The organism is Novosphingobium endophyticum (assembly GCF_014640675.1).
GTDB lineage: Bacteria > Pseudomonadota > Alphaproteobacteria > Sphingomonadales > Sphingomonadaceae > Novosphingobium > Novosphingobium endophyticum.
This window is the reverse complement of sequence record NZ_BMHK01000002.1, coordinates 277,424-288,006: the sequence shown is the minus strand read 5'-3', so window position 1 is coordinate 288,006 and position 10,583 is coordinate 277,424. Positions and strand designations below refer to the sequence as shown.

Below are 10,583 nucleotides of genomic sequence, written 5' to 3'. Positions count from 1 at the left end.
CGCGATCCAGCACCTTGCCGGCATGAAGGATTCCAAGACCATCATCGCCATCAACAAGGATGAGGACGCCCCCATCTTCCAGGTCGCCGACATCGGCCTCGTCGCCGACCTCTTCAACGCTGTGCCGGAACTGACCGGGAAGCTCTGAGCCGCCATTAAGAGATTGTAATCACATACCCCCGGCCAGAAATGGCCGGGGGTTTTCTTTACTTTCGCCCACTGGTTGCGCCGCACGCACGAGCCGGAGGGTATCGGGCTTGGACGGTCGAGTGTGAACGTCTTCCGGTCCGGCGAAGCGGATCAGCCCGGCACGCGCTCATACAGATCGAGCACCGCCGCCTGATCCTCTTCCGGCGCGTGGCTGTCGTACCGGACGAACCCCAGCGCCGCCGCTACCCGTTCAGACGCCGTGTTGCCCTGCTCGATCATGCAGACGATCCGCTGCCGGCCGTGCGTCTCGTCGAACCATGAGAGGACGGCGCGCATGACTTCTCCGGCAACTCCCTGGCCCCAACAGTCCCGCCGCACGATCCAGCCGGCCTCGGGCACATCGTCCATGCCCTTGCCGAAGCCGCGCCAGGAGTGGAACACGCCGCAATTGGCGATGATCTCGCTCTCGCCCCGGCGGCGCACGTAGAAGCTTCCGTAGCCGTAGAGCGCCCAGCTTCCTGCATTGCGCGTGAGGCGCTCGTACTGCGAGATGGCATCGGCGCGCGATGGCCCCAGAAAACGGGTCATATCCTCGCCTTCCAGCAGACGGACGAGGCCATCGAGATCGCCGGGCGCGGGTCTGCACAAGTCGAAGCGGTCGGTTTTCAGGAAAGCGCGCGCAGTCACAGGAGGCGGTCTACCGTGTGGATCGCCATGCCCACAAGGCCCCCGACCACCGTGCCGTTGACGCGAATGAACTGGAGGTCGCGGCCTACCGCCCCTTCGATACGGTCGGAGACGGTCCGCGCGTCCCAGCGTTTCACCGTTTCCGAAACCAGCCGCACGATTTCCGAACCGTAGCGGGACGCGACGCCGACCATGGTGCGGCGGGCGAAGCGGTTGACGAGCACCTGCAGGCGCGGGTCCTCGCCAAGCGCCCGGCCGAGCTGCGAGATGGAATCGCCGAAGCTTCCCGCCAGCGCCTTGTCCGGATTGCGCATGGTGTGCAGCAGCGACTCGCGCGCGCGTTCCCACATCGAGTCGATCCACGCGCTCAGCGCCGGGTTCTCCAGCAGTTCGAGCTTCGCGCGCTCGACCTTGAGGCGCATCGCCGGATCGTGACGCAGATCCTCCGACAGCTTTGCCAGCGCATCGTCGATCTTGCCGCGCAGCGGGTGGCCGGGATGGACGATCACTTCGGCCAGAAGGCGATAGGCGCCGTCGAGCACGCCATTCGCCAGCTTCTCGTCGAGGCCGGTCAAGCGCAGGATCGCGTTGGCGCGCTGGTGGATCATCTCGCGGATCATCGGCTCGTTCGCCTCGATCGTCTCGCCGATCTTGCGCAGCACGCTTTCCAGCACCGGCAGATGGCGCTGGTCGGCAATGGCATTGGCGAGCATCTGGCCGAGCAAGGGCGCGAGGTCGATCCGCGCAAGCTGGCGGCGCAGGCCGGCCTTGACCATGCCGCCCATCTGATCGGGATCGAGCGATTCGAGCACGTCCGCCAGCAGGCCCGCGGTGCCCGCGCGCAGTCGCGACTGCTCGTCGCGACGCGGATCGGCAAGGAAGGCGCCCGCGCTGGCCGCCAGATTGAAGCCGTGCAGGCGCCGGGCGACGACTTGCGGCGTCAGGAAGTTGTCACGCAGAAACGTCGCCATCGAATCGGCGATGCGGTCCTTGTTGACCGGTATGATCGCGGTGTGCGGGATCGGCAGGCCCAGCGGACGGCGGAACAGCGCGGTCACCGCGAACCAGTCGGCCAGTCCGCCGACCATCGCGGCTTCGGTGAAGGCGATGGCATACCCGAGCGCCGGGTCCCATTCGGGCCGGACTTGCGCCAGTTGCTTCAGCGCAACGAACGATACCGCCATGAGCAGCAGCAGCCCGGTCGCGATCAGGCGCATGCGCCGGGCCCGGTCCTGCGGAATCGCTAGCGTGCTGCGCCCTGCTGGCGGCAATTGTTCTCTCTCACCTATTCGGCCGGAACCGCATTTCCATCGCCCTTGCCCGGCGCGCCGGTCTCATGAGCGTGGTGCGGCTCGAAGGTCAGCAACGACTTGCGCAGCTTCGGGCCGACGCGCTTCTCGAAGCCGTCGGCAAGACTGAAGGCCGCCGGGACGATGATGAGCGTCAGCAATGTCGAAAGCAGAAGCCCCCCGATCACGGTTATGCCCATGGGCGCGCGGAACGCGGAATCGCCCGAAAGCGAGATCGTGGTGGGCACCATGCCGGCGGTCATCGCCACGGTGGTCATGACGATCGGCTGCGCGCGCTTGTGGCCGGCATCCATGATCGCGTGGAGCTTGTCGACGCCGCTCGCCATCTCCTCGAGGGCAAAGTCGATGAGCAGGATCGAGTTCTTGGCGACGATGCCCAGCAGCATGAGGATGCCGATGTAGACGGGCATCGAGACCGGCTGGCCGGCGACGGTGAGCGCGATCATCCCGCCCAGCGGCGCCAGCAGCAGCGAGGCCATGTTCACCAGCGGCGAGACGAAACGCTTGTAGAGCAGCACCAGCACCGCGAAGACCAGGAAGATACCGCTGATGACCGCGATGACGAAGCTGTTGATCATCTCGGCCTGCCACTGATCCTCGCCCACCGGCGCGTTCGACACGCCCGATGGCAGGTCCTGCATGATCGGCAGGGCCTGGATCTGCTGCATGACCGGCCCCTTCACCTGGCCCGCGCCAAGGTCTGCACCCACGAACACGCGGCGGGACTGGTTGTAGCGCTGGATCTGCGTCGGCCCGGCGCCGAAGCGGATTTCGGCCACGCGGCTGAGCGGCACCGAACCGCCGCTGGCGGTCGGCACCGGCAGGTTTTCGATGGTCGCGAGGTCGCGGCGCGACGCCCGCGGCATGATGACCCGAATCGGGATCTGCCGGTCCGTCAGCGAGAACTTCGCCGCATTCTGGTCAATTTCGCCGAGCGTGGCGATGCGGATGGTCTGGCTCAGCGCGGTGGTGGTGACGCCCAGTTGCGCGGCGAGATCGAGGCGGGGAACGATGACCAGTTCGGGCCGCTTCAGGTCGGCGGCGATGCGAGGAGCGACCACGCCGTTGATGCCGCGCATCTGTTCGACGAGCTTCTGGGCTGTCGCATTGAGCAGGTCGGGATCGCTGCCGGAAAGCATGATCGAGATGTCGCGGCCGGTGCCGAAGCCTCCCGCCTGGCTGGCGAAGGAGACGCGGGCGTCGGCGATCGTCTGGAGCTGCGGCGTCATCCGCCGTTCGAATTCGACGCTGGTCGTGTCGCGTTCGCTCGCCGGCTTCAGCGAGACGTAGAGTGTCGCATTGGCCTCGCGAGAGGCTTCGAGCACGTGCCGGACTTCGGGCTGTTGTTCGATGAGATCGGTCACGCGGCCGGCGACGGCAGCGGTCTGTTCGATGGTCGTGCCCGGAACCATCTCGATGTTGACCTGGCTGGTGTCATTGTTCTCGTTGGGCTGGAACTGCTGCTCCGCGCCGGCCAGCAGTGCGAAGGTGACGACCAGGGCGTAGACGCCGCCGCTGAAGGCAAAGAAGCGGTGGTCGTGCATGCGCGCGAGAATGCGATCCGAGAAATACCGATACCAGCGGCCGAAATGGCCGAAGAACGCGGCCAGGAAGCGGAACAGCTTGCCGATGAGCCAGCCGGCGACGGGCACGCCGATGGGGGCGATGATGGCGGCGATTACCAGAGCGCCCCGGTCCAGGCCCGCCAGCGTCAGCACCGGGTGCAGCACATAGTAGACGCCGTACGCGGCTCCGCAGCCGATGGCGAGGATCGCGGTCAGGAGCAGGATGCCCACGGGGTAGTACCAGAACCGGGCCGCAACCGGCTTCAGAAGCGCCTTGCGACGCAGCGATTCGGAGCTGTCCAGCGTCCAGGCCAGGACCTTCATGTAAATGTCCATGGCCTTGCCTTCGCCATGCGCGGCGTGGCCGTGCGCCTTGAGGAAATAGGCCGCGACCATCGGCGTGATCAGGCGCGCGACGGCAAGGCTCATCAGCACGGCGGCAACCACGGTAAGGCCGAAGGCCTTGAAGAACTGACCGGGAATCCCGGGCATCAGGCCGACTGGCAGGAATACCGCGACGATCGAGAAGGTCGTCGCCACGACGGCCAGGCCGATCTCGTCGGCGGCGTCGATGGAAGCCTGGTAGGCGGTCTTGCCCATGCGCATGTGGCGCACGATGTTCTCTATCTCGACGATGGCGTCGTCCACCAGCACGCCCGCCACCAGGCTGAGCGCCAGCAGCGAGAGGAAGTTGAGCGTGAAGCCCAGCATGTCCATGAACCAGAAGGTGGGAATGGCCGAAAGCGGGATCGCGATTGCCGCGATGAAAGTCGCGCGCCAGTCACGCAGGAACAGATAGACGACGACGATGGCAAGAACGGCGCCCTCGACCAGCGTTTCCATCGAGCTGGTGTACTGCTCCTTGGTGTAGTCCACCATCGAGAACAGCTCGGTGATGTGGACGTTGGGATTGTCCTTCTTGATCTCTCCCAGCGCCTTGATCGCCTCGTCGTAGACGGTCACTTCCGAGGCGCCCAGCGCGCGGTCGAAGCCGAAGGTCACGACCTCGCGGTCGTGAAGCTTCGCGATGCGAGACTGCTCGGAATAGCCGTCATAGACGGTGGCGATGTCCGACAGCTTGACCGAGCGGCCTCCGCCCAGGTTGATCCGGGTCTGGGACAGGTCGAAGGCGGTATCGGCATTGCCGAGCACGCGGACCGATTGGCGCGAGCCCGCGATCTCGGTCTGGCCGCCGGCGGCATCGACGTTCACCTGGCGCAGCACGTTGTTGATGTCGCGGGCGGTCACCCCCAGCGAGGCCATGCGGTAAGGGTCGATGACGACGCGGATTTCGCGGTCGACGCCGCCGTTGCGGCTGACCGAGGCAAGACCCTCGATCGACAGCAGGCGCTTGGAAATGGTGTCGTCGATGAACCAGCTGAGCTGCTCCATCGTCATGTCTTCCGCGCTCACCGCGAAATAGGCGAGTGCTCCGTCGCCGCCGGCCTCGACCTTGGTGACCTGCGGTTCGAGGATTCCGTCGGGAAGGTCGGAACGGATCTGGTCGACGGCGTTCTTGACCTGGTTCGTCGCGACATCGGCGTCGGTGCCGATGGCGAAACGCACGAAGGTCACGGAACTGCCCTCGGATGCCGTGGACTGGATTTCCTCCACGCCGCTGATGGAGCGGCCCGCGCCTTCGATCTTCTGCGTGATCTGGGTTTCGATTTCGGTGGGGGCCGCGCCGGGTTGCGACACCCTCACTATCACGCCGGGAAATTCGACGTCCGGCATGTTGTTCACGTCCATGCGCGCGAACGAGACCATGCCGGCGATCATCACGCCGATGAAGAAGACGATCGGAATGATCGGATTGCGGATCGACCAGGCCGAGATGTTGCGCAGGCTCATTTGTCCGCGCCCCCGTCAGTTCGCTTGGGCGACGAGTTGAGGCTGGACCTTGTCCCCGTCGTTGAGGAACCCGCCGGCGCGCACCACGATCTTCTCCGTCCCGTTCAGGCCGGTCTTTATGGTGATGCCGTCCGCCGTCACCGTGCCGGTGGTCACGTTCCTGCGATGCGCCACGTTGTCGCCGCCGACGACATAGACGAAGGCGCCCCTCTCGTCGTTCTGGATCGCCGATTCCGGAAGCATCGGCGCCACCACCGCGCCACTGGCGATCGTCGCCTTGGCAAAACCGCCGGGCCGCAGTTCCCTGGCATAATCAAGCGCGATGCGCGCGGTGCCCTGGCGGTTCTCCGGATCGATGACCGGAGAAATCTGCCAGACCTGACCGGTAAAGGTCTTTTCCGCGCCAACAGGCCTCACTTGCGCCGTCACGCCGACATGCAGCTTCGCCAGATCGTCTTCGCTGAGGTCGGCAAGCAGCTCCATTTCGCCGCCCTTGGCCAGGCGGAACAGCACGCCGCTGCCGCCGCCGACCACCTGGCCGGGTTCGACATTGCGTTCGAGCACGAGGCCCGCTTCCGGGGCGACGATGTTGAGTCGCGCGGTCTGGGCCTTGAGCTGGGCGAGCGTGGCCTGCGCCACCCGCACCCGCGCGTTCGCGGCGTTGCGTTCGGCCGTCAGCCGATCGACGTCGGCCTTCGAGATAAAACCGCGATCGACAAGCTGCAGCGCCCGGTCGAGGTTGGACTGCGCAAGCTGCGCATCGGCGCGGGCGACGTCAACTTGCGCGGCCTGGCTGGCGATCTGCTGACTTTGTACCGAGCGGTCGACCAGCGCCAGGACCTGCCCCCGTTCGACCCAGTCGCCGGGTTCGACCAGCACCGAACGGACCTCGCCGCCTTCGCCGACCGAGCCAACCGGCATCTCGCGCCGCGCCGCCAGTGTGCCGGTGGCGTTGATCTCGCCCTGTATCGTGGACTTGCCGGGCACGATGACTGTCACCGCCGGCGTCTGGACGCTGTCGTCGGCAAATTCGTTGCCGCCTTTCCCGTGGGTGAGGAACCAGATGCCGAGAAGCAGGACGAGCGCGATCGCGCCCCAGACCAGGACGCGGCGTAGCCGGGCGCGGTCCTGCTCCGCGTCGCCGGGAAGCGGACTTTCGATTTCGGCAACACCCTCGTTGGCAACAGGTTCAATTTTGGTGTCGTAGTTCATCGGTTCACCGCAACAGCCCCGCACCGCCCGTTTCTGGCCGATGTGGCGCGATTTGCCGCTTCAAGCCCGGAAAACGACAGTCCGGGCCGCTCGTGCGGCAGAATTTCCTGCGAGCCGCCATATACTCGTGGTAACCGGCTGGCAACTTGCAGTCGGTTCACCGTGTGATCTGGCTCGACGAATGTTGATGCGCCTAAATATCCGGGATTGTAACCGGAAATCGCGGTGTCTGGCATCAAAAACGGCGGCAAATCGTGGTTTGCCGCCGTTCGATAACTGTGAGGTCCGACGCAACCGGACGGATATTCAGTATTTCTGCTGCCGCTCGTAGAGATCGCGGTAGTGTTGAATTCGAGTAACACGCAGCCCCTGCATGCCCGAACGATCCACGGCGCGCTGCCACGACGCGAATTCTTCCAACGTGAGCTGATAGCGTTCGCAGACTTCGTCGATCGTCAGCAGGCCGCCATTGACGGCCGCAACGACCTCTGCCTTGCGACGCACGACCCAACGTGTCGTGCTCGGCGGCGGCAGCGACTCAAGCGTCAGCGGCTCACCGAGTGGCCCGATTACCTGGGCAGGGCGAATCTTCTGGTTCTCGATCATCGTTACCCTCGTTCGCCGGCGTCTGGCTTGCCGGTGACTGGAGTGACCTTGCCCCCGTCAGACTTGCCATTGCTTGAAACTTCTAGGTTAACGGGCCTTGAGGATATTTCGTAAGTATTGAGCAACGCCGCGGTGTCGTCGGCGAAGCTGCCGCGAGTCCGCAGTCGCGCCGGCGCCCCGTCACCGGCCAGCGCGGTGCGCACTTCGTACACCGCGAAAAGGCGGGAGCGCAGGTCCCTCCAGTCGGGTGCTGCCGGAAAGCCCGCGAACTGCTCGCCCGCGCGGCCCGGCGCATGTCCTGCTCGGCAGGTTTCACGATCGACAGCCATGTTCATGCCCGCACCTTAGGCCCGACAAGGTGAAAGGACGGTAAAGAGGCCTCACAGGGAGGTAGGAAAACCGCGCGCGGGGCTGTATGGGGCCGGGCATGACCATCATGCCCCAGATCTCCGGACTGCCGGCCGGGCTCGATGCCGGCGCGCTGTTCCAGCTGTCGGGGCCGCTGTCCGGGCGTCGGATCGTCGTCGCGATGTCGGGCGGCGTCGACAGCTCGGTTGTCGCCGCGCTGGCCGCCGCGAGCGGGGCCGAGACGATCGGCGTGACCCTGCAGCTCTATGACTATGGCGCCGCGAGCGGCCGCAAGGGCGCCTGCTGCGCGGGCGACGACATTCGCGATGCGCGCGCCGTCGCCGATCGGCTCGGCATCGCCCACTATGTCTTCGACCATGAGAGCAGCTTTCGCGAGGAAGTGGTCGAGCGTTTCGCGGACGATTATCTTTCCGGCCGCACGCCGATTCCCTGCATTCGCTGCAACATGGGGCCGAAGTTCACCGACCTGCTGGCCATGGCCCGCGAACTCGGCGCCGATTGCCTGGCGACCGGGCACTACGTCCAGCGCGCGGAGGGACCGGCGGGAGCCGAACTGCACCGCGCCGCCGATCCCGCGCGCGACCAGAGCTATTTCCTCTACGGCACGACCGAGGCGCAGCTCGATTTCCTGCGCTTCCCGCTCGGCGGCCTGCCCAAGACCGAGACGCGGCGGCTGGCCGAAGCAGCAGGCCTGCGCGTTGCCGCCAAGCCGGACAGCCAGGACATCTGCTTCGTGCCCGACGGCGACTATGCCCGCGTGGTCCGCCAGGTCCGGCCCGAGGGCGAGGCGCCGGGAGAGATCGTGCATGCCGGAAGCGGAGAAGTGCTCGGGCCGCATCGCGGGATCATCCACTATACCGTCGGCCAGCGCCGGGGGCTCGAGATCGGCGGCCAGAGCGAGCCGCTCTACGTGGTGCGCCTCGATGCCGAAACGCGGCGCGTTCTCGTCGGCCCGCGCCGTATGCTCGGCGTCGCCGCCGCGCGGCTCGTCGAAACCAACCGGATCGGCCCGCTTCCCGGCGCGCCGCTGACGGCCAAGGTCCGCTCGCTGGCGAAGCCCGTCGCGGTGACCCTCGAAGGCCCGCTGGGCGAAGGCGCGGCAACCACGATCCGCTTCGCCGAGCCCGAATACGGCGTCGCGCCGGGGCAGGCGGCGGTGATCTACTGCGGCGAGCGCGTGGTCGGCGGCGGCTGGATCGACAGCACCGAGCCGGCGATGGAGATCGGCGGCCCCGGCGAATCGTGACGAGCGGCCGCTTCGCCGGCCCGGTCAGTCATCCCAGGGTTCGAGCTGGCAGCCGCTGCTTTCGGCGTAGGTCGCGCTCTCGCCGGCGAGCAGCGGGACGCTTGCGCGGACCGTCTTCGTGTCGCTGTTCTCGGACAGGCGCATCAGGCGCGCCGTGCGGCCCAGGCTCGCCGCGACGATGTCGCCTTCGCAGCTTTCCAGCGACCGGTTCGAGACGAAGCGGCATGTGCAGGCCACGCGCGCGCCATAGGCGGTGCTGATCCGCGCCTCCTCGCGCAGGCCGCCCCAGGAAAAGGCCAGCGCCGCGCCGGCCGCCAGCAGCACGAGCAGAACCGCATTGCGTTTCCAGCGCGAGGGCTGCCTGTCACCAGTCCAGTTCATCTTGGCGGTTGCCATCCCTTCGCGCCTCGCACATCACACCGGGCGTCATGCCGGTGCGCCGCCTCCCCCATATCCTCGCCTTGCTCGTGCTGCCAACCCTCTGGGCCTGTAGCGACAGTGGACCGGCCGTGCCGCCCCCGCCGAGCGTGGAGGCGCAGGCGGCGATAAAGGATGATGGCGGCGCTCCCCGCGATGCGCTCGGCCGTGCCCTCGATCGCCTCTTTGACGGCGAGCACGTGGGCAGGACCGACGCGCTCGTGGTGTTGAAGCGCGGGACGGTCATCGTCGAACGCTATGGCGAAGGAATCACGGCGAAGACCCCGCTTCCCGGCTGGTCGATGGGTCAGTGCGTGACATCGCTGATGATCGGCCAGCTCGTCAGCGACGGACGGCTGCGGCTGGACGAATCGGCGCCGGTGCCCGCCTGGCAGCGGCCGGGCGATCCGCGCGGCGTCGTCACGGTCAGGCAGCTCCTGCAGATGCGTTCGGGCCTGCGCCACGCGGAGTCGGACGGCATCGTGGAGGGCGGCCCGGAACAGCAGTCGGACCGCATCCGCATGCTGTTCCTCGACGGTCGCGACGACATGGCCGCCTATGCCGAGGCGCAGCCGCTCGAAGCACCGGCGGGGCAGATCTTCGAGAACTCCTCGGCAAGCGCGGTGATCCTCTCCGACCTCGCCGCGCGGGTTCTTGCGGAGAACGGGGATCCGGCCAGCCGCCGCCGCGCGGTGCAGGAATATCTGGGCAACCGTGTGCTCGACCCGCTCGGCCTCGCGACGATGCGGCTCGAGTTCGACCGTGCCGGGACCATGATCGGGGCGGCGATGGTCGATGCATCGGCGCGCGACTGGGCCAGCATCGGCGAATTCCTGCGCCATACCGGCTCGGTCAAGGGCGCGCAGGTCCTCCCGCGCCGCTGGATTCAGTTCATGCTCACGCCCAGCCCCCGCAATCCCGGATATGGCGCGGGCGTGTGGCTCAACCGCGCGGGCGCCGACGAGGGGGGGCGCCTGTTCCCCGGAACGGCCAACGCGGATGTTTTTGCCTGCCTGGGCGAGCGCGGCCAGTACGCGATCGGTTCGCCGCGGCAACTGCTGACAGTGGTTCGTCTCGGCGCGAGCGATGCCGCGCAGGAGCAGGCGCTGCATCGCGAACTGGGCGCGCTGCTGACCCTGTTTCCGTCGAACTGACGTAGGCTGTAATCGG

At 66.8% G+C, this 10,583-nt stretch carries 9 protein-coding genes and 1 pseudogene; 3 read left to right on the top strand and 7 right to left on the bottom strand.

The features are described 5' to 3' along the window. Window positions 1-148, top strand: a pseudogene (locus IEX32_RS02805) (electron transfer flavoprotein subunit alpha/FixB family protein); the annotation flags it as partial. Window positions 149-300: 152 nt separating this feature from the next. Here IEX32_RS02805 and IEX32_RS02800 read toward each other — a convergent pair. From IEX32_RS02800 to IEX32_RS02775, 6 genes are all read right to left on the bottom strand, one after another. Then, window positions 301-837, bottom strand: coding sequence for a GNAT family N-acetyltransferase (locus tag IEX32_RS02800; RefSeq protein WP_188768136.1), 537 nt, complete (start codon window positions 835-837; stop codon window positions 301-303). Next, window positions 834-2,054 carry a DUF445 domain-containing protein gene (locus IEX32_RS02795; RefSeq protein WP_188768135.1) on the bottom strand — a complete coding sequence of 407 codons (1,221 nt, stop codon included), beginning with the start codon at window positions 2,052-2,054 and terminating at the stop codon, window positions 834-836. Before IEX32_RS02795 ends, IEX32_RS02800 begins: the two co-directional genes overlap by 4 nt. A gap of 68 nt (window positions 2,055-2,122) precedes the next feature. Continuing rightward, the gene (locus IEX32_RS02790) at window positions 2,123-5,563 is read right to left on the bottom strand and encodes an efflux RND transporter permease subunit (RefSeq protein ID WP_188768134.1); all 3,441 of its coding nucleotides are present in this window, start codon (window positions 5,561-5,563) and stop codon (window positions 2,123-2,125) included. 15 nt (window positions 5,564-5,578) lie between these two features. Further along, complete coding sequence (locus tag IEX32_RS02785) at window positions 5,579-6,775, bottom strand: efflux RND transporter periplasmic adaptor subunit (protein ID WP_188768133.1); 1,197 nt, start codon at window positions 6,773-6,775, stop codon at window positions 5,579-5,581. Between the two features lie 306 nt (window positions 6,776-7,081). Further along, window positions 7,082-7,381, bottom strand: a complete 300-nt coding sequence (sciP, locus tag IEX32_RS02780) for a CtrA inhibitor SciP (protein ID WP_188768132.1) — start codon at window positions 7,379-7,381, stop codon at window positions 7,082-7,084. A 2-nt stretch (window positions 7,382-7,383) separates the two neighbouring features. After that, window positions 7,384-7,710, bottom strand: coding sequence for a hypothetical protein (locus IEX32_RS02775; protein WP_188768131.1), 327 nt, complete (start codon window positions 7,708-7,710; stop codon window positions 7,384-7,386). 107 nt (window positions 7,711-7,817) lie between these two features. On the opposite strand from IEX32_RS02775, the gene mnmA reads away from it, so the two are divergent. Continuing rightward, the gene (mnmA, locus tag IEX32_RS02770) at window positions 7,818-8,996 is read left to right on the top strand and encodes a tRNA 2-thiouridine(34) synthase MnmA (protein WP_188768214.1); all 1,179 of its coding nucleotides are present in this window, start codon (window positions 7,818-7,820) and stop codon (window positions 8,994-8,996) included. A gap of 24 nt (window positions 8,997-9,020) precedes the next feature. On the opposite strand, the gene IEX32_RS02765 is transcribed toward mnmA, so the two are convergent. Next, a complete protein-coding gene (locus IEX32_RS02765; RefSeq protein WP_188768130.1) occupies window positions 9,021-9,392 on the bottom strand; it encodes a hypothetical protein in 372 nt (123 codons plus the stop codon). A 32-nt stretch (window positions 9,393-9,424) separates the two neighbouring features. Here IEX32_RS02765 and IEX32_RS02760 point away from each other — a divergent pair, with 32 nt between their 5' ends. After that, window positions 9,425-10,567 (top strand): serine hydrolase domain-containing protein, encoded by a 1,143-nt coding sequence (locus IEX32_RS02760; protein WP_188768129.1) that lies wholly within the window; start codon window positions 9,425-9,427, stop codon window positions 10,565-10,567. The last annotated feature ends 16 nt before the right edge of the window (window positions 10,568-10,583 follow it).

Excerpts from the sequence above, each read along its gene's own strand:
- IEX32_RS02795 (WP_188768135.1), bottom strand. The coding sequence starts at position 2,054 with ATGCGCCTGATCGCGACCGGGCTGCTGCTGCTCATGGCGGTATCGTTC.
- IEX32_RS02790 (WP_188768134.1), bottom strand. The coding sequence starts at position 5,563 with ATGAGCCTGCGCAACATCTCGGCCTGGTCGATCCGCAATCCGATCATT.
- IEX32_RS02785 (WP_188768133.1), bottom strand. The coding sequence starts at position 6,775 with ATGAACTACGACACCAAAATTGAACCTGTTGCCAACGAGGGTGTTGCC.
- sciP (WP_188768132.1), bottom strand. The coding sequence starts at position 7,381 with ATGATCGAGAACCAGAAGATTCGCCCTGCCCAGGTAATCGGGCCACTC.
- IEX32_RS02775 (WP_188768131.1), bottom strand. The coding sequence starts at position 7,710 with ATGGCTGTCGATCGTGAAACCTGCCGAGCAGGACATGCGCCGGGCCGC.
- mnmA (WP_188768214.1), top strand. The coding sequence starts at position 7,818 with ATGCCCCAGATCTCCGGACTGCCGGCCGGGCTCGATGCCGGCGCGCTG.
- IEX32_RS02765 (WP_188768130.1), bottom strand. The coding sequence starts at position 9,392 with ATGGCAACCGCCAAGATGAACTGGACTGGTGACAGGCAGCCCTCGCGC.
- IEX32_RS02760 (WP_188768129.1), top strand. The coding sequence starts at position 9,425 with ATGCCGGTGCGCCGCCTCCCCCATATCCTCGCCTTGCTCGTGCTGCCA.